This is a genomic window from Aeromonas sp. 11P (genome assembly GCF_051920165.1).
GTDB classification, from domain to species: domain Bacteria; phylum Pseudomonadota; class Gammaproteobacteria; order Enterobacterales; family Aeromonadaceae; genus Aeromonas; species Aeromonas veronii.
Genome location: NZ_JBQBDJ010000004.1, coordinates 2,433,429 through 2,450,546 on the forward strand (window position 1 = coordinate 2,433,429; position 17,118 = coordinate 2,450,546).

General features: G+C 60.1%; 16 protein-coding genes, 1 pseudogene and 1 riboswitch. Of the genes and pseudogenes, 5 read left to right on the forward strand and 12 right to left on the reverse strand.

Annotation, left to right across the window (positions count from 1 at the left end):
• Positions 1 to 80: 80 nt before the first annotated feature.
• Positions 81 to 872, reverse strand: a complete 792-nt coding sequence (locus ACTG1P_RS11175; protein WP_139742514.1) for a substrate-binding periplasmic protein — start codon at positions 870 to 872, stop codon at positions 81 to 83.
• A gap of 116 nt (positions 873 to 988) precedes the next feature.
• Positions 989 to 1,453 carry a Cys-tRNA(Pro) deacylase gene (gene ybaK, locus ACTG1P_RS11180; protein WP_113740402.1) on the reverse strand — a complete coding sequence of 155 codons (465 nt, stop codon included), beginning with the start codon at positions 1,451 to 1,453 and terminating at the stop codon, positions 989 to 991.
• A gap of 218 nt (positions 1,454 to 1,671) precedes the next feature.
• Here ybaK and ACTG1P_RS11185 point away from each other — a divergent pair, with 218 nt between their 5' ends.
• From ACTG1P_RS11185 to ACTG1P_RS11195, 3 genes are all read left to right on the forward strand, one after another.
• On the forward strand, positions 1,672 to 2,100 hold the full coding sequence (locus tag ACTG1P_RS11185; RefSeq protein ID WP_440001299.1) for a GNAT family N-acetyltransferase: 429 nt from the start codon (positions 1,672 to 1,674) through the stop codon (positions 2,098 to 2,100).
• Entirely contained in the window at positions 2,100 to 2,651 is a 552-nt protein-coding gene (locus tag ACTG1P_RS11190; RefSeq protein ID WP_440001300.1) for a GNAT family N-acetyltransferase, read from the forward strand. The genes ACTG1P_RS11185 and ACTG1P_RS11190 overlap by 1 nt, the downstream gene beginning before the upstream one ends.
• 194 nt (positions 2,652 to 2,845) lie before the next feature.
• Positions 2,846 to 3,544, forward strand: coding sequence for a hypothetical protein (locus tag ACTG1P_RS11195; RefSeq protein ID WP_440001301.1), 699 nt, complete (start codon positions 2,846 to 2,848; stop codon positions 3,542 to 3,544).
• Positions 3,545 to 3,720: 176 nt separating this feature from the next.
• Here ACTG1P_RS11195 and ACTG1P_RS11200 read toward each other — a convergent pair whose 3' ends face one another.
• The 10 genes and pseudogenes from ACTG1P_RS11200 to ACTG1P_RS11245 form a co-directional block, all read right to left on the reverse strand.
• Positions 3,721 to 4,260, reverse strand: coding sequence for an REP-associated tyrosine transposase (locus tag ACTG1P_RS11200; RefSeq protein WP_440001302.1), 540 nt, complete (start codon positions 4,258 to 4,260; stop codon positions 3,721 to 3,723).
• 620 nt (positions 4,261 to 4,880) lie between these two features.
• A complete protein-coding gene (gene thiH, locus ACTG1P_RS11205; protein ID WP_440002300.1) occupies positions 4,881 to 6,095 on the reverse strand; it encodes a 2-iminoacetate synthase ThiH in 1,215 nt (404 codons plus the stop codon).
• Positions 6,096 to 6,115: 20 nt separating this feature from the next.
• The gene (locus ACTG1P_RS11210) at positions 6,116 to 6,883 is read right to left on the reverse strand and encodes a thiazole synthase (protein WP_042081355.1); all 768 of its coding nucleotides are present in this window, start codon (positions 6,881 to 6,883) and stop codon (positions 6,116 to 6,118) included.
• Between the two features lie 85 nt (positions 6,884 to 6,968).
• The gene (thiS, locus tag ACTG1P_RS11215; protein WP_139405115.1) at positions 6,969 to 7,175 is read right to left on the reverse strand and encodes a sulfur carrier protein ThiS; all 207 of its coding nucleotides are present in this window, start codon (positions 7,173 to 7,175) and stop codon (positions 6,969 to 6,971) included.
• Entirely contained in the window at positions 7,172 to 7,948 is a 777-nt protein-coding gene (locus tag ACTG1P_RS11220) for a HesA/MoeB/ThiF family protein (protein ID WP_440001303.1), read from the reverse strand. Before ACTG1P_RS11220 ends, thiS begins: the two co-directional genes overlap by 4 nt.
• Positions 7,938 to 9,545, reverse strand: coding sequence for a thiamine phosphate synthase (gene thiE, locus ACTG1P_RS11225; RefSeq protein ID WP_440001304.1), 1,608 nt, complete (start codon positions 9,543 to 9,545; stop codon positions 7,938 to 7,940). Before thiE ends, ACTG1P_RS11220 begins: the two co-directional genes overlap by 11 nt.
• Positions 9,542 to 11,533, reverse strand: coding sequence for a phosphomethylpyrimidine synthase ThiC (gene thiC / locus ACTG1P_RS11230; RefSeq protein ID WP_440001305.1), 1,992 nt, complete (start codon positions 11,531 to 11,533; stop codon positions 9,542 to 9,544). Before thiC ends, thiE begins: the two co-directional genes overlap by 4 nt.
• 281 nt (positions 11,534 to 11,814) lie before the next feature.
• Positions 11,815 to 11,927: riboswitch (TPP riboswitch) on the reverse strand.
• A gap of 270 nt (positions 11,928 to 12,197) precedes the next feature.
• A pseudogene (gene aerA, locus ACTG1P_RS11235) lies at positions 12,198 to 13,660 on the reverse strand (aerolysin AerA).
• Between the two features lie 260 nt (positions 13,661 to 13,920).
• Entirely contained in the window at positions 13,921 to 14,406 is a 486-nt protein-coding gene (locus ACTG1P_RS11240; RefSeq protein WP_151287137.1) for a hypothetical protein, read from the reverse strand.
• 86 nt (positions 14,407 to 14,492) lie between these two features.
• Entirely contained in the window at positions 14,493 to 14,915 is a 423-nt protein-coding gene (locus ACTG1P_RS11245) for a hypothetical protein (RefSeq protein WP_440001306.1), read from the reverse strand.
• An 88-nt stretch (positions 14,916 to 15,003) separates the two neighbouring features.
• On the opposite strand from ACTG1P_RS11245, the gene ACTG1P_RS11250 reads away from it, so the two are divergent.
• Positions 15,004 to 15,672 (forward strand): response regulator transcription factor, encoded by a 669-nt coding sequence (locus ACTG1P_RS11250; RefSeq protein ID WP_058054173.1) that lies wholly within the window; start codon positions 15,004 to 15,006, stop codon positions 15,670 to 15,672.
• Positions 15,669 to 16,898, forward strand: a complete 1,230-nt coding sequence (locus ACTG1P_RS11255; RefSeq protein WP_440001307.1) for a sensor histidine kinase — start codon at positions 15,669 to 15,671, stop codon at positions 16,896 to 16,898. The genes ACTG1P_RS11250 and ACTG1P_RS11255 overlap by 4 nt, the downstream gene beginning before the upstream one ends.
• The last annotated feature ends 220 nt before the right edge of the window (positions 16,899 to 17,118 follow it).

The window sequence follows — 17,118 nt, forward strand, 5'->3', positions numbered from 1 at the left end:
GTGTAGCCCTGAGCGTGGGCACTCGGCCCTGCCACCACCCCACGCTCTCCTCCCCTTTTCGGCCAGTCGCATCCATCAGCCTACTCCCCCACCGGAGGTGTGCTTCTGAGCGATGTTGCATAACGCTGATAGGCAGCAGAGTCGCGCACCTGCTCGATAGCATCCCACACCTGCCGGCTTTGTAGGGGATGGGCCTGATAAAAGCGGTGAGAGAAAACCAGATAGTAGGGCTTCTCCACCAGCACCGGCGACAGCCGCTCGATGCGGGCCTGCAACTCGGGATGTGCCGCCAGAATACTGTCAGCCACCTCGGTCTGGATGGCGGTCGCCTGCGCCCGATCCATCACCAGTTTTTTCAACATGATCAGCGGGTCACGGCTGGAGTCATCCACCTCGGCTCCCGCAGCCTGCAACAAGTCGACGATGGAAAATCCTGACTGGGCAGCCACCACGCCATTGACCCTGAGGGTGGTGCCATCCCACTGGCTCTTACCCCCCTTGAGCTGGTAGAGACTGTAACTCTCTGTCAGCAGCCGCTTGGCAGGGTCGGGTTTGCCCTCACGCATTGGATAGACCCCCACTGTGGTCGCCCGCTCGACGCTATAGCTCATCTTGATGGCCGCATCCATCTGGCCACTGCTCACCTGAGAGAGGCAGCGCTTCCACGGTAGCGGCGTCAGCACGATCTCGGCATCAAGAGCGGTAGCAACCGCCTTGAGGTGATATTGCACAACCCCCTCCCCCGATTGCAGCAGCCAGGGGTAGGAGTCACTGTTTTCAAAGCAGGTACGCAGCGTAAAGGCAGGGGCCGCACTGCCGGTGGCGGGCAGCAGCAACGCGATAAAGAGCAGGGAGCGGGCAGATGCGCGCATGGGCCATATCCTTGGCGGCAATTATTCCATCTCCACTATATCAGCCAGGAGTGAGCCAACAAGGATACATCCGGGCCACCACAGGCCCGGAGAGCAGGTTCACACCGTGCCCGGCACTACTCTTCGCCGATGGGAGCGGCGATCCACTTCATCAGCGTCAGCATATCCTGCGGCGCCACCCCCACCGAGAGCCCGCGCTTGCCGCCACTCACCAGGATTTCGTCAAACTGCAGCGCCGACTCATCGAGCACGGTAGGCAACTGTTTCTTCTGCGCCAGCGGGCTGATGCCACCCACCTTGTAGCCGGTCAGCTTCTCCGCTTCCGCCGGTTTCATCATCTCCACCTTCTTGAGACCGGTCGCCTTGGCCAGCTGTTTCAGACTGCACATGCCGGATGAGGGAACGATGGCCACCACCGCCTGCTTGTCGTGATGGGCAACCAGGGTCTTGAACACCTGCGCCTCCGGTAGCCCGAGCTGGGTCGCGGCATGCTTGCCGAAATCGTCGTGGGCTTCGCACTCGTAGGGGTAGAGCTTGTGGGGAATTTTGAGCTTCTTCAGCAGGTTGATGGCAGGAGTCATGATGGTTGCCTTGAATCGAATCGCATAAAAACAAGGCCAAACAGTCTGCGCCTCACTCTGGGGTGATGCAAGGGGGGATGGAAGTTGCAAGGGCCATTGACTGGCGCCATACCATGCACGCTTGGTGGCGAGCGACCAGAACACTTGACCAAACAGAGTCCAAACGGGTATTGCTTTAACCCTTTGACGCCGCCACAACCCATACCGCAGGAGCCCATATGCAACTCACCCCACCCCAACCGCCTCAGGACGATGATGTTGAAGCACTGCGCATTGGCCTGACGGGCTACAACGTAAGTCAGGCTGGCCCTCAACTGTACGAACTTCGGCGCGAGCGGATCGCCAGCTTTATCAAGGATAAAGAGGGCAAGGTACACGGCGGCATCATCGCCGACATCAAGTGGGGCTGGCTGCACGTCGACTGGCTCTGGATCGACGAAAGCCTCCGCCGCGACGGCTGGGGCGGCCGCCTGCTGGAGGCCATGGAGCAGTACGCCCAAAGCAAGGGCATCACCAACTACCATCTGGAAACCACCAGTTTTCAGGCCCTCCCCTTCTACCAGAAGCAGGGTTACGAGGTCTTTGGCCAGCTGCCCGATATGCCGCCGGGGCATATCAGTTACTTTCTGAAAAAGCAGGATAAGTGATGACTCTCCCGCGCCTTGCCAATGCCAATATCGTGATCCGCCCGTTCGAACCGGCCGATGCCGACGAATTTGTCCGCGCGGCCCACGAATCGATCGAGACGGTCGGTAAATGGATGAGCTGGTGCTCCCATTCATTTACTCGGGAGAGCGCGCTGGAGTGGTTTGCCAGCTGCGATCAGGATCGCGCGGCGGGACGTGCCTTTGACATGGGCATCTTCTGCGCCACCACCGGCCAACTACTGGGTGGCGCAGGTATCAACCAGCTGTCGCCCCATCATCGCTACGGCAATATCGGCTATTGGGTACGCCAATCCCGCCAAGGCTGCGGCATCGCCCGTCAGGCTGTCGCCCTGCTCCGTGATTTTGGCTTTCGGCAGTTGGGACTATTTCGGCTGGAGATCGTGATGGGAATCGGCAACAGCTCCAGCGAAGCGATTGCCATCGCCGCAGGGGCCACCTTTGAGTGCCGGGCAAGGAACCGTATCTTTCTTCATGGGCAGCCCCTTGATGCACATATCTATTCGCTTGTTCCTAATGCGTCATTTCTGTAGTCTAATGACTCTTACTGAACTGTGTGAGACATATAGAGAAGTGCAGATATAGTGTAATGTGGTTGACCAGATTATATTGGTAATGCCCTGTTAGCTTAAAACACTTATAAAATATCCAGTAAATTTTCACTGGCATTATATTAAACAACCCCCCAACTGAATAGCCGGTTGGCATAAAAGCCAAGAAGAAATAAATGAAGCCATTACTTGAACACTTTGCGAATGCCACTAGAAACATGCAAAGTCTATACATAATTGTTTTTATATTAGCGGCTTTTTTACTTCGAACAACACTATACCTATATACATCCCAAAGTGAAATTACACTTGAAGATTATGCAGCTAATAATCTTTTACCTGAAGTTACAGGAATGGTAATAGAGTTGGTGTTAATCCTTTTTGTCGTAGATGCTATCCAAAGCAAAGAAAAAAAGGAAAGAGAAAACAATGAAACATTAGAAAAAAGACATAAGCAGATTATGCTTGAACGTAGACTTAGGGCGCAACTTAGATTTTTAATTAGACAAATTTTTGAAGACGTGACTATTGACAGCGGAACTATAGGAAAAGACTTTTTATTTCATGCTGCCGATCATTATGAAAACCAAGTATCCATTAATAAATTCAAAGAAGTTATTGCTGAAGAAATAGCGAGCGACTCATTTAAGGAGTATTTAATAAACGTATGTTTAAATGAGCAACCTTTAATACTAGCTTTATCTCCGGTATGCTCTGAGCTTAGCGATAGACATGTTAAAGCATGGATGGCTATTGCTCATTACCTTCAAAAGATTACGACAGGAAATAACCCTTTGCAGAACACTGAAAAACTGCTTTCATGGATCGCTTTCTTTGACAAGCAAACTTTTAGCCAAGGGCTTATAAACTCATAAATCTGTACATTACTTACTAATGATCTGATCATATCAACTCCGTAGGGTACAGTGAACGAAGTGGCGTAGGGTGTAATGAACGAAGTGAATTACACCTCTATCTGCATAACTATCATAATGAAAGCGGTGCAATGCGCTCCGCTTATTGCACCCTACGTTAACCACGTTAATTCCGATTATTTATTGTTATGTGGTATTGCATCTTCTGGCGTGGCGGTATCTCTCCAATATAATGGATACCGACCCTGTTGCACCCAACGATGGAAGGTGGAATATGGCCAATCTTTCGGGGCTGTTACCAATCCATGTTTGACAGGATTGATATGGATGTAATCGAGATGATGATTGAAATCTTCCTGATCGCGGATCAGATGCTCCCAATAACGTCGCTGCCAAATACCCCGCTCACCACGCTGCCAACGAGATTCTGAGCGAGCCTCTGAATTGGGGATTGATCGTGAAAACTTGCTTTTTATTTGGCGCCAGCGCAACGGAAAATTGGTATCCCCTTCCGGCAACTCCAACAGTGCATGTAGATGCTCGGGCAAGACAACCCATCCGTGGATCCGGAATGGGTGGCGCTCTTGCACCTCCCTGACAACTGACCTCAGCAGATCAATCTGCTCGACAAGTAGATGGTTGTTCTGACGTTCAGCCAGCACGACTGTAAAAAACCAGGTTCCCCCCGGTTGCCATATTCGTCTGTAATTCGCCATGTTTTGCCCAATCCACAATCAACCCTGTTGTTAAATGTGGCCCAAGCGAAGCAAAACGTAGGGTGCAATGAACGAAGTGAATTGCACCTCTCGTCACAATCGCGGTGCAATGCGCTTCGCTTATTGCACCCTACGACCACTACGACCACACCCTGAGGTTATGGTGGGCACGGTTTTGGTTTCCCCCTCTTATTGGCTGAGGCGAGCCCGCTTGTCCAGGCCGCGAGACAGGATGTCGAGCGAGCGGCGCCGGGCCATGGATGGCCCGTCGGCGCGTGCCGTCGGACAAGCGGGTGAGCCGAAGGAACCCGACGAAGTCGGGCGAATAAGCGGGGGTGGCCTTTCTTTTGGTGACTTTTCTTTGGCCACGCAAAGAAAAGTTACTCGCCCAAGCCCGAAGGGCGGGCGAAACCCCTTCGAGGCCAGCGGCCTCGCGTCCTGCACGGCAAAGCCGTGCCACCACACAACGGCCCCTGCCGCCAGCGCCATACCTCGGAACGGACGATTACGCCTACCGGCTAATCGACCCTACGATTGCACGGCGCAGCCGTGCCTGCTTGCCACAGGCACGGAGTCTGGCTGGACGCTGGATGCCACCGGCAAAGGGGACGTGGCCGCCCCTATCGGCCCAAGAAGGGTTCCCAATCCTTGAACACCGGCTGCAACCCCGCCTGCCGCACCGCGGCGGCCACTTCCCCTACCGGGCGGTCGTCGTGGATGGCGAACTGCTCCAGCTCCTCTTTATCCCCCTCGGCATAGCCACCCGGCTGGGTGCGCGACTCGGCCGACATCTGGGTGATGCCAAGGCGCACCGCACCGTTGCGAAAGGTGGCGGACTCGCGGGTGGAGAGGGACAAGTCCAGCGTGGGCGAGAAGAGACGCCAGGCGCAGATAAGCTGTGCCAGCTGGCGATCCGACATGACCACGGCAGGTTCCAGTCCGCCGGTGCAGGGGCGCAGGCGCGGGAAGGAGAGCGAGTAGCGGCTCTGCCAGTGGTGGCGCTCAAGCCAGCTCAGATGCTCGGCGACAAAGTAGCTGTCGGCGCGCCAGTCCGCAGAGAGGCCAATGAGCGCCCCCAGCCCGATTTTGTCGATACCGGCGCGGCCCAACCGATCCGGCGTCGCGAGGCGCCATGCGATGTCCCGCTTGTTGCCGCGCAGGTGGTGGCGGGCGTAAGTGGGGGCGTGGTAGGTCTCCTGATAGACCATGACGGCATCGAGGCCGAGAGTTTTCAGTTCGGCATATTCGGCCTGCGAGAGGGGCTGCACCTCCATCCCCACCGTGCTGAAGTGGCGGCGGATGATGGGCATCACCTCGCGAAAATAGGCGAGCCCCACCTTGTGCTCGTGCTCGCCGGTCACCAGCAGCACGCTGTCAAAACCGCGCGCCTTGATGGCCAGACACTCGCGCTCAATCTCCTCTGCATTCAAGGTCTTGCGCTTGAGGCGGTTGCTCATGGAGAAGCCGCAGTAGGTGCAGTCGTTGGCGCACAGATTCGACAGATAGAGCGGTACATAGAAGCCGATGGTGTTGCCAAAACGCTGGCGGGTCAGCCGCTCGGCCTCGGCTGCCATCTGCGGCAAAAATGCCTCGGCGGCTGGCGAGATCAGCGCCATAAAATCGGCCAGTGTGCGGCGGGGTGCGCTCAGGGCTCGGGCCACATCGGCGGCGGTCTTGGCGCGGATCTGCATGCCGATATCGTCCCAATCAAGTTCGTACCAGCGGTCGAGAAAGGTAGACTCCTTAGCCCTCACCCCCGGCGCCCTCACCCCCTCTCCCAGAGGGAGAGGGGGGCAAACCTCTGGCTGCCCTTGGGGCAAGGGGGAGATGTTCATGGTCGCCCCTGTTTCATGACTCATAACGCCCCCAGAAAATCGGTCAGCGGGCTGGAGGCTTGGGCCTGCAGGGCGCGGGCGCCAAGTCCTGCCTCATAGGCGCTGCGACCGGCGGTGCAGGCCAGCGCAAAGGCGCGGCCCATGGCCACCGGGTCGCCGCTCACCGCGATGGCGGTATTGACCAGCACGGCATCGGCCCCCAGCTCAAAGGCGGCGGCGGCGTGGCTTGGTGCACCGATCCCTGCATCCACCACCACAGGCACATTGGCCTGCTCGACGATGATGGAGAGAAACTCCCGGGTCACCAGCCCCTGATTGGAACCGATGGGGGCGCCGAGCGGCATCACGGCGGCGCAACCCACCTCTTCCAGCCGCTTGCAGAGCACGGGGTCGGCGCCGCAGTAGGGCAGCACCACAAAGCCCTCTTTCACCAGCTGCTCGGCGGCTTTCAGCGTCTCGATGGGATCGGGCAGCAGATAGCGCGGATCGGGGTGGATCTCCAGCTTCAACCAGTTCGTCCCCAGCGCCTCGCGGGCGAGGTGGGCGGCAAACACCGCCTCGGCGGCGGTCTTGGCGCCTGAGGTGTTGGGCAGCAGCTTGACCCCGAGTTGCAGCAAGGGGCTCAGGATATCGTCGTGGGCCTTGCCCGGTTCGAGCCGCTTGATAGCCATGGTGACCAGTTGGGAGCCGCTCGCCTCGATGGCGGCGGCCATCAGTTCCGGGCGGGCAAACTTGCCGGTGCCGGTAAAGAGGCGCGATGAGAAGGTGTGATCGGCAATCTTGAGCATGTCAGCCTCCGGCCACAGTGGTAAGAAGAGATGAAGTTCCACCGCAAGGCAGAACGATCGAAGATGGGACTGCGAGCATCATGGGTCAGCCTCCCGCAATGGCGGTAAAGAGGTGAAGTTCGTCCCCGTCATTGAGACGGGTCTCGGCCCAGCGGCCACGGGGCAGCACGGCGCCGTTAAGGGCTACCGCCACTCCCTGTGGATTAACGTCTTGCGCTGCCAGCAGATCGGCCACACTCAGCCCTGCCGCCAGCGACTGGGCTTTATCGTTGAGTCGAATGGTGAGGGTCATGGGGTGATCTCCTTATCGTGTGTCGGGCATCGGCGCTGCCCGCAAACCGGGCAATCGGGGTCGGGGGCCAGAGTGAGGGTCTGCCACTGATGGGTCAACGCATCGAAGCGGCGCAATGTGCCAGCGACCGGACTCGGCATCCCGAGCAGCAGTTTCAGTGCCTCCAGCGCCTGCAAAGAGCCCATCACTCCGACCAGCGGGCCGGTGACGCCGCTGGTCTCGCAGCTCTGGGCGAGCTTGGTATCCAGCGGATAGAGGCAGGCGTAGCAGGCGTGCTCACTGCTGGTTCGCGCCATCAGCTGCCCCTGCCAACCCACTGCGGCGGCAGAGATCCAGGGCTTGTCCTGAGCCACGCAGGCGGCGTTGATAGCCTGGCGGGTGGCGAGGTTGTCGCAGCAGTCGATCACCAGATCCACCTCGGCCACAAACTCCGGCAGGCTGGCGGCATCGAGCCGCTGGTTGATGGCGATCAGCTCCACCAGCGGGTTGTGGGCGGCCAAGCGCTCGCGGGCCAGCTCCGCCTTGGAGTGGTTGACCGCCTCGCTATCGAACAGGATCTGGCGCGGCAAGTTGCTGGAATCGACCGTATCGCCATCGGCCAGCCACAAGGTGCCGACCCCGGCCCCGGCCAGATAGAGGGCGAGCGGTGAGCCGAGCCCGCCCAAGCCCACGATCAGCACGGACTTATCCTTGAGCCGCGCCTGACCCGCCTCGCCCACTTCCGCCAGCATCAGCTGGCGGCCGTATCGCAAATACTCAACATCAGAGAGCATGTTCCACCTCCCTTATGGCAGAGGCCGAGCATGGCTCATCCCCCGCTCCCACGGCCTCGAGCAGCCGTTCGATCGCCCCCTGCCAGTCATCGCTGGCAGTGATGGCCGAGACCAGCGCGATGCTGCCGACCCCGCTTGCCTTGACCGCCGCCACCCGCTCCTCGCTGATGCCGCCGATGGCCACCGTCGGCCAGTCGCACATCAGGGCGCGGTAGCGGTGCAGCCGCACCAGCCCCTGCGGGCGCGAAGGCATCGCCTTGGTATTGGTCGGGAAGATATGACCCAGCGCCATATAGGAGGGGGCCAGCTCGCGGGCCCGCATCAGCTCGAAGTAGCCGTGGGTGGAGATGCCAAGGCGCAGCCCGGCCGCCTGAATGGCGGCGAGATCGGCGGTCTCCATATCCTCCTGCCCCAGATGCACGCCCCAGGCGCCCTCCTCGATGGCCTGCTGCCAGTAGTCGTTGATAAAGAGCCGCGCCCCATGACGGCGACCGAGCGCTACCGCATCACGAATGGCCGGTGCCACCTGAGCGGCGGGCAGATTCTTGATCCGCAGCTGGATGGTCTTGACCCCAGCCCCCAGCAGGCGGCGCAGCCACTTGACCGAATCGACCACCGGATAGAGGCCGAGGTTGTGTTCGGTCGGCGCGAAGGGGCCCTGCGGCAGGCGGGCGCAGCTTGTCTCATAAAGTCCGAAGCGGCGATCGAGGGCAGACCCTGCCAGCACGGCACGGGGGAAGTGGGCCAGGTCGGCAGGCCAACCGAGATGGGCGATGGGCCCCGGGCCTGCGCCCACCCCCTGCGCCGCCGCCAGCCCCTGTTGCAGGTAGGCGCGAGCGAGGGTGATGGCGTCCTCCACCGGATAATCCTGCGCCACCACGGCGGCGATGGCGCTGGCGTAGCAGCAGCCGGTGCCGTGGCCATGGCGGGTATCGAGTCGCGGCGCCGCCAGCCAGAATTCGCGCTGCTCATCCTGGTAGTAGTCGAGGCAGAGATCGCCGTTCCACTCCAGATGTCCGCCCTTGACCAGCACGGCGCGGGCACCGAGTTCGCGCAGCCGCCGGGCGGCGAGGCGCACCAGCTCGGGGCTGCTGACCGGCAAGCCGGTCAGGGCTTCCAGCTCGGGGCCGTTGGGGGTAATAAGCGACAGACGTGGCAGCAGCTGTTCGCGCACCGCCTCCAGCATATTGGGCTCCGCCATCGGGGTGCCGGTGCTGGCGATGGCCACCGGATCGTAGACCACAAAGGGGGCATCGATGGCCGCCAGTCGACGGGCCAGCACCTCGACATGCAGCCGGGTCGGCAGCAGGCCGATCTTGATGGCGGCGGGCGGCAGATCGACACCGAGGGCGTCGATCTGGGCGGTGAAGGTCTGCATCAGCACGGGGTCGACCATCTTCACCGCCACCGAGTTCTGGGCGGTGATGGCGGAGATGACCGAGCAGCCGTGGACACCGAGGTCGTGCAATGTGTGCAAGTCGGCCTGAATGCCGGCACCGCCGCCGGAGTCTGAACCGGCGATGGTCCAGACAACTGGGCGGGAGTCCGTCACGGGCAGCAGATCGGCGGGGCTGACAGCCCCGCTTGCGCTGCTCACGCCTCCTCCCCTGCGGCCTGTTTCAGCGCCGCCGCCTGATGATAGATCTCGCCGCCAGTCTCCTTGAAGGTCTCCGCCATGCGGGCCATGCCGCTCTCCACCTGAGCCACTACCTGCTCCTGCTGGCCATCCATACCGACCAGCTTGATCTCCACCACTTCAAGCTTGGCGGCATAGTCACGCACATCCTGAGTGATCTTCATGGAGCAGAACTTGGGCCCGCACATGGAGCAGAAGTGGGCCACCTTGCCGGACTCCTGCGGCAGGGTCTCGTCGTGGTAGGCACGAGCGGTGTCGGGATCCAGCGCCAGATTGAACTGATCCTCCCAGCGGAACTCGAAACGCGCCTTGGACATGGCGTTGTCGCGGATCTGGGCGCCCGGATGCCCCTTGGCAAGGTCTGCGGCGTGAGCGGCGATCTTGTAGGTAATCAGCCCCTGCTTCACATCCTCCTTGTTGGGCAGCCCCAGATGCTCCTTGGGGGTGACGTAGCAGAGCATGGCGCAGCCGTACCAGCCGATCAGCGCGGCGCCGATGCCGGAGGTGAAGTGATCGTAACCCGGCGCGATATCGGTGGTGAGCGGGCCCAGCGTATAGAACGGCGCCTCGTGACAGCGCTCCAGCTGCTCGGTCATGTTGCGCTCGATCATGTGCATCGGCACGTGACCCGGCCCCTCGATCATCACCTGCACGTCGTACTCCCACGCGATTTTGGTCAGCTCACCCAGGGTGCGCAGCTCGGCGAACTGGGCCTCGTCGTTGGCGTCATAGATGGAGCCCGGACGCAGACCATCGCCCAGTGACAGGGCCACGTCATAGGCGGCGCAGATCTCGCAGATTTCGCGGAAGTGCTGGTAGAGGAAGTTCTCCTTGTGGTGGGAGAGGCACCACTTGGCCATGATGCTGCCGCCACGGGAGACGATGCCGGTGAGGCGCTTGGCGGTCATCGGCACGAAACGCAGCAAGACACCGGCATGGATGGTGAAGTAGTCCACCCCCTGCTCGGCCTGCTCCAGCAGGGTGTCACGGAACAGCTCCCAGGTGAGCTCTTCGGCGATGCCGTTGGTCTTCTCCAGCGCCTGATAGATGGGCACGGTACCGATGGGCACCGGGCTGTTGCGCAGGATCCACTCGCGGGTCTCGTGGATATAGCGACCGGTGGAGAGATCCATGACGGTGTCGGCGCCCCAGCGGGTGGACCAGACCAGCTTTTCGACCTCCTCCTCAATGCTGGAGGTGATCGCCGAGTTGCCGATATTGGCGTTGATCTTCACCAGAAAATTGCGGCCGATGATCATCGGCTCCGCTTCCGGGTGGTTGATGTTGCTGGGGATGATGGCGCGACCGGCGGCCACCTCATCGCGCACAAATTCCGGGGTGATGTTCTGGGGCAGACGGGCACCGAAATCGCGGCCCGGATGCTGGGTGCGCAGGAGCTCGGAGCGCACCCGCTCGCGCCCCATGTTCTCGCGAATGGCGATAAATTCCATCTCGGGAGTGACGATACCGGCACGGGCATAGTGGAGCTGGGTGACCCGGCGACCCGGCTTGGCGCGGCGCGGCTTTGGCAAGTGCTCGAAGCGCAGGTGATCCAGCCCCTCATCGGCCAGCCGCTCCTGAGTGAAGGTGGAGCTGAGCCCCGGCAGTTCGTCGGTGTCATCCCGCTCCAGCACCCAGTTCTCCCGCAAGCGCGGCAGGCCACGGCGCACATCGATGGCGACCCCCTCCTCCCCGTAACGGCCCGAGGTGTCGTAGACCGGCACCGGCTCGTTGGGCTCGAACCGGGGATCTTCTTTGGTGCCACCGACGAAGGTGTCGGCCAGCTGGATCTCCCGCAGGGGAACACGAATATCGGCGCGGGAGCCTTCGATAAAGATGCGGCGGGAGTTGGGGTGAGCCATCCCCTTGAGGCTGTCGATAAAGGCCTGAGCGCTGGAGCGCTGCTCGCGGCGGCTGGATTTGGTGGTATCAGATACGGAAGTAGACATAGCAAAACTCACATTAACTGGTTGAAGTTATGGGTATTTGCTTGTCTGGAGTTCGAGGAGAAGATGAACTTGCGGCGGGGTGTTTATCTCGGGAGGGAGTGCGCGCGGGATAGATCTCCGCGCTGCTGTTCTGCCGCTTCCCGCTCTCTGCATGCTGTGGGCAAGGCGCCCCACGTGCTCGACAACCGGACGGGACAGACTCCCTCCTGTGCGCCCTGACCCATCAAGGGTGATCCCTACGATGAGCGGAAGAGGGCTTGTTCCTCCTCCGGCGCGGTAACCCGCAAGTTACCCTTGTTCCCTTCGCAGGTTTTAACCTGATCAGGTTCCACGGATCCCGAATTAACGGTCTCAGCTTCGCGTCGTTCGACGGTCAGCACTCCGACAAGATGGCGCCAGTATAAGGGGGAAAATTTAAAGCACAAGCCGTTAACAATCTGGCCAACACGCCTCTTTCAACAAATGAGTGAACAATGCCTCGCTCACGGGGCCACCCCAAACAGAGGGCAAACCTGCGTTGGCATCCCCTTGGCAAGCTACAGCTTCCCGCTGTGATCATGCAGGGACAAGAGGAGAAAAAGAGGGAAAATCGAGGGCGCTGGGCAAGTGCATCGTCTTGCGCAGAACAGAAACAGGCCCCTATGAAAGGGGCCTGCGAGGGAGGTTATTGAACCGGAACTATGGTCAGGGATACATTGCCAAACCCTTCGTTGGCAAGGGCCTCCTGATCCAGATCTACACCGGTCAGAGCCACACCTTCAGCAGAGGCGTTACGCAACTGGGCAGAGGCCGCGGAACGGGTCTGGGGCTGACCGATTTCGATATCGCCGGCAAACTGGCTCTCGGCATAGAAGTCACCGGTCACCGCCGAACGGATCGGGCGCAGCACACGACCCAGGTTATTCTGCATGGTCGACAAACCATACTCGCTGATGGTCCAGTTCAGTCCCACCACTTCACTTCACCCGGGATATAACGCTTGTCCCACTGATAGCGGATGCTGCTGGCCTTGTCGCGGAACGGGCCGACGGCAAAGGTGTGCTCCCAGGTCGGACGATTATCAGGATGGGTATACCAGGCATTGCCGCCCCAACGCAGGAAGCCCTTCATGGTCAGGTCATAATTGACCTCGGCCTTGAACTCATAGGGGTATGAGATATTGGACTTGTAGAGGGCAACCCGCACCGGCAGGCTGGAGTGAGGTGGCACCGTGGGGCGCGCTTCAACCGAGACAGTCTCGGTGGTCGAGCCCCCGTGTTGGGAAGCCCAGCTCTGGCTCGCTGCGATCTCGATGGCCAGTTCGGTTTCCCCCACCAGCGGCCACTGAAACTTGTTCTTGGTGGTCACCTTCTCGCTCAGGCTGTAGGTGTCGGTCTTCGACCAGTTGGTGGCCTTGTCGTACTTCAGGGTCACCACCACCTGCTGAGGCAGATCCGTGTAGTTGGTCGCATTGGCCGTGATGGTCTTGACCAGCTGCTTGCCGCTCTCGGTGACCTGACCATGGCTGAAGGAGTCGGGTTCCAGGGTATATGAGAAGTTGCTTACCTTGATGGAGCTCTTCTCCCCGCAACGATATCCGGAGCAGCCGCCATCATTATTTCCCTTTATCAACCAGCCATCGCCAACCCGGGTAACATCCATATCTTCCCCGACATAAGGGCTATGATTTCCACCCACCCAGGCGTATCCCAAATAATGGGCGAGATAACTGACTGGCTTGATAAAATAATCATTATCATGGACAAGCCGCCATTGCACATCGACCTCATCACCCGCCGGAATATTCCAGTCAGAGAGTGTTGGTATTTCTCCGGAAACTGGTGAGTTGGGATAACACCAGGTTTCTCCGGCAGTGCCCTGTTTGATTTCGCCATTATATCCCGGCCCCATAATCACCCAGCGATCCGCCAGCCCGGTGATCTGCCACTGCCCCATGCGGCTGACCAGATTACCCTTGATACTCATGGCTTCATCGCGGGTCAGAGGACGGTAACCACTGGCACAGACGCCCGTCCCAAGACCCGCCCACTTGACCTGATCAGGGTAGACAGGTTCAGCCGCCTGCACCTGAGCGAGCATCAATGAAGACGCCAAAAACGCCAGATTGGCGGTAATTATTCTATTCATCATTTATCCCTCTTTCAGACATACGATAATTGTTATTGTGTAGAAATATCCTTTTTCATTTGACAGGTATGGACTCCGACAAAACCTGACACAAATAAAATAAACCACCAAAAAACATCCATGACAAACAAAATAATGGTGGTATAAGAAAATAATTAGAGTGATGACTTTATTGAGGAATAAATCATAAATATTGTGGCAGCCATTATTTAATGGCTGCCACAATATGGTGAACCTATATTAAATAAGAAGATGCTGAATTACTCTTCCGGATTGATCACTTCAATTCCCTGCAATATTCCATCCGCCGAACGGATCAATACCAGCTCGCTCCCGGCATGCAGATCGGCGGCCGAGCCGTTGACCCAGCGCACCAGCGGATTGAGTGGCACTGTGCCCAGGGTTGCCAACGTGAGCTGCCGGTCATCGAAGGATTGCAGGCGATCTTGCGCCCGCTGCCAAGGCTGATTGGCCAGCGGAGCTCTGGCGGCCAGCAACTCGATCCGGGTGGCAACGCCATCGGCGACCAGCAGGGCGAGCTGGTCGCCGGGTTTGAGTGGCTGTGGCCAAATCTCCCCCTGCCGCCAGACGGCGGCACTGCCCTGCTCCACTTCGGCCCCCTGAAATTGCAGGCGGATGCCATCGCTGTGCTCCAGCTCCACCAGCCACAATTCGTCGGCTCCCGCCTGCGCCGCCCAGAGCGGCACACCCAGCATCCATGCACACCACTTTCTCGATTGTTCCATCTTCGTTCGTCCCTGAACAAAAAGCCCATGCTGGACAAGCATGGGCTTCATTCGGGAGCATTTCTAATCGGAACGCAGAGATCGGATCAGTCATCCTCGCGGCAACGGCTCAGGCGCATGCCGTCAAACTTGCACTCCAGCTCCAGCCAGCGCCCTTCGAACGGCACCAGACTGTTATCCGAGGTGGTGTAGCCCCAGATCCGCCCCCCTTCGACCGGCCCCTCCAGATCCATCTCGTCCTTGTCATCTTCGTCGAGGGCTTCGACCTTGCGCACATAGCGCACGCCGTTCTCCACCACCCCTTTCATCTCTACCCAGGTACCGCCGAGGTCATCCTCGTTGAGCCAATCCTTGAAGCGAGTCTGGTCGTCGATCACGAACGGCATGCCGTTGACCATCAACTGGCCAAGCTGCCAGGTGGTGCGGCCGGTCAGTTTGAATTCGGTCGCCTGTGCGGTGCCAAGTGGCAACAAGATCAGCAACAGGAAGGCGCAGAGAGACTTCTTCATCAGGGATCCTCGGGGTTACACTGGCAAACAGGATGCCGTATCCGGTGTGAAAAGAGCGTGAAACGCTCGCCAACCAGGAGAGCAAAGCATGAAGATTTTGGTAGTGGAAGACAATCCTCAGGTGGCGGAAACCATCATGGATTATCTGGAGCTGGCCGGTCACCGCCTCGATTGTGCCTATCACGGTCAGGCGGCGCTGCAACTGCTGGAGGAGCAGCGTTTCGACGTCATCATCATGGATGTGATGATGCCGCGCCTCGATGGCCTCAGCACGGTGGCCCGCCTGCGCGAGCAGGGGATTGCCACTCCCGTGCTGTTTCTCACCGCCCGCGACAGCCTGGAGGACAAGCTGGCGGGCTTCAAGGCGGGAGGGGATGACTATCTGGTCAAGCCGTTCGCCATGGAGGAGCTGGAGGTGCGGCTGCAAGCCCTCAGTCTGCGTGGCCCGCGCGGCGATGTGGGGGCCATCAGCTTTGGCGATCTGACGGTCGATGTCGCCAGCGGCCGCGCCACCCGCGCCGGTGAGCCCCTCAAGCTCGGCAAGATCCCGTTCCGGATCCTCGCCCTGCTGGCCCGCCGCGCCCCCGCCATCGTCAGCCGTCAGGAGGTACTCGACACCGTCTGGGGGGATGAGGAGCCCGACTCCGATGCCCTGCGCAGCCATATCTACGCCCTGCGCAACGCGCTCGACAAACCCTTCCCCACACCCATGCTGGAGACCTTGCACGGTCAGGGCTACCGACTGGTGAACGCATGAACCTGCCGAGCCTGCGCCGCCGCCTGATCATGGCGCTCGGCGGCGCCGGGGTGGTGCTGCTGATCCTGCTCTCCGGCTTGATGCTGGTGGCCGAAGACAAGATGGAGGAGCTGAGCCTGCGCCACTGGCTGGAAGCCGAAGTGACCCGCTACAGCGATGACTGGCTGCGACTCGGCCCGGCCGCCGCAGCCCCGAGCCCCAGACAGTTCTCTAGCTACTGGACCGAGGCGGGCCGTCTGCCGAAGTGGTTGAAGCCCTACCAGACTCCCGGCTTTTTCGAGCACCAGCTGGGCAAGGAGGACAAACACTTTCTGGTGGCCCGTCACCCCTCCGGCGAGGGACTGCTCTATCTGGTGTTCAACGACGACGCCGACGACTACCTAGACCCCTACGAAGACAAGCTGCATCTGGCGACCCGGCTGATCGGGGTGACCCTGCTACTCGCCTGCCTCGGCTTCGGCATCTGGCTGGTACGCCATATCACAGGGCCGCTGCAACGGCTGCAACAGAGGGTCGCCCACCTCACCCCGGATCAGGCGGATTTCGAGCCCGACGCCCCCTGGCAGGAGCTCAGGGACATAGAACTGGCGCTGCTGGCCGGCAAACAGGAGGTGGCCGCGGTATTTGCCCGCGAGCAGGAGTTCAGCCGCTTCGCCAGCCACGAGCTGCGCACCCCCAACATGGTGATCCAGGGTTCGGCCGCGCTGCTCGGCAAGGTGACGGATCTGCCCGCGCCAGCGGCCCGCGCCACCACCCGTATCCGCGCCGCCGCCGACGAGATGGCGCTGCTCACCGAGACATTCCTGCTGCTGGGCCGCAAGGAGGCAGTGGAGCGCCCGCTGCAGCAGGTCACCCCGCTGATCCGTCAGGAGCTGGCTCGCCTCGCTCCGCTGTTGCAGCGGGAGGCACTCGATATCCGGCTTAATCTGGACGAGAGCAGCGAAGTAAATGCCCCCCTCTCCCTGCTCGCCATTGCCCTCGGCAACCTGCTGAAAAATGCCCTGAGCTATGCCGAAGGACATATCGACATCGAGCTGTGTGGCCCGGTGCTCACCATCAGCAACCCGACGGCGGCGGCGCCGGATCAGATCCTCGGCTACGGCTGTGGCCTCACCATCATCCAGCGCATCTGCGAGAAGCTCGGTTGGCAGATCGACACCCGGCTCGAGGATGGCGTATTTAGCGCAAGGCTGGCGATGATCACTGCCGACCTCGCGAAGGCATAGCCCCCTCACCCCCGGCCCTTCTCCCCGTCTATTCAAAATAGTGGGAGAAGGGAGACAACAGCCCCCCAGCAAGCCATCACTGCTCGCGGTGACAACCACAGGCCAACGACGATTGCCCAACACCACCGAACAGTTCCTCTCCCTTTGGGAGAGGGGTAGGGTGAGGGTTCTTTGGTTAAGCCAGATAGCAACAAGGCGCCCGAGGGCGCCTTGTTGCTAT

Excerpts from the sequence above, each read along its gene's own strand:
- ACTG1P_RS11175 (WP_139742514.1), bottom strand. The coding sequence starts at position 872 with ATGCGCGCATCTGCCCGCTCCCTGCTCTTTATCGCGTTGCTGCTGCCC.
- ybaK (WP_113740402.1), bottom strand. The coding sequence starts at position 1,453 with ATGACTCCTGCCATCAACCTGCTGAAGAAGCTCAAAATTCCCCACAAG.
- ACTG1P_RS11185 (WP_440001299.1), top strand. The coding sequence starts at position 1,672 with ATGCAACTCACCCCACCCCAACCGCCTCAGGACGATGATGTTGAAGCA.
- ACTG1P_RS11190 (WP_440001300.1), top strand. The coding sequence starts at position 2,100 with ATGACTCTCCCGCGCCTTGCCAATGCCAATATCGTGATCCGCCCGTTC.
- ACTG1P_RS11195 (WP_440001301.1), top strand. The coding sequence starts at position 2,846 with ATGAAGCCATTACTTGAACACTTTGCGAATGCCACTAGAAACATGCAA.
- ACTG1P_RS11200 (WP_440001302.1), bottom strand. The coding sequence starts at position 4,260 with ATGGCGAATTACAGACGAATATGGCAACCGGGGGGAACCTGGTTTTTT.
- thiH (WP_440002300.1), bottom strand. The coding sequence starts at position 6,095 with ATGAACATCTCCCCCTTGCCCCAAGGGCAGCCAGAGGTTTGCCCCCCT.
- ACTG1P_RS11210 (WP_042081355.1), bottom strand. The coding sequence starts at position 6,883 with ATGCTCAAGATTGCCGATCACACCTTCTCATCGCGCCTCTTTACCGGC.
- thiS (WP_139405115.1), bottom strand. The coding sequence starts at position 7,175 with ATGACCCTCACCATTCGACTCAACGATAAAGCCCAGTCGCTGGCGGCA.
- ACTG1P_RS11220 (WP_440001303.1), bottom strand. The coding sequence starts at position 7,948 with ATGCTCTCTGATGTTGAGTATTTGCGATACGGCCGCCAGCTGATGCTG.
- thiC (WP_440001305.1), bottom strand. The coding sequence starts at position 11,533 with ATGTCTACTTCCGTATCTGATACCACCAAATCCAGCCGCCGCGAGCAG.
- ACTG1P_RS11240 (WP_151287137.1), bottom strand. The coding sequence starts at position 14,406 with ATGGAACAATCGAGAAAGTGGTGTGCATGGATGCTGGGTGTGCCGCTC.
- ACTG1P_RS11245 (WP_440001306.1), bottom strand. The coding sequence starts at position 14,915 with ATGAAGAAGTCTCTCTGCGCCTTCCTGTTGCTGATCTTGTTGCCACTT.
- ACTG1P_RS11250 (WP_058054173.1), top strand. The coding sequence starts at position 15,004 with ATGAAGATTTTGGTAGTGGAAGACAATCCTCAGGTGGCGGAAACCATC.
- ACTG1P_RS11255 (WP_440001307.1), top strand. The coding sequence starts at position 15,669 with ATGAACCTGCCGAGCCTGCGCCGCCGCCTGATCATGGCGCTCGGCGGC.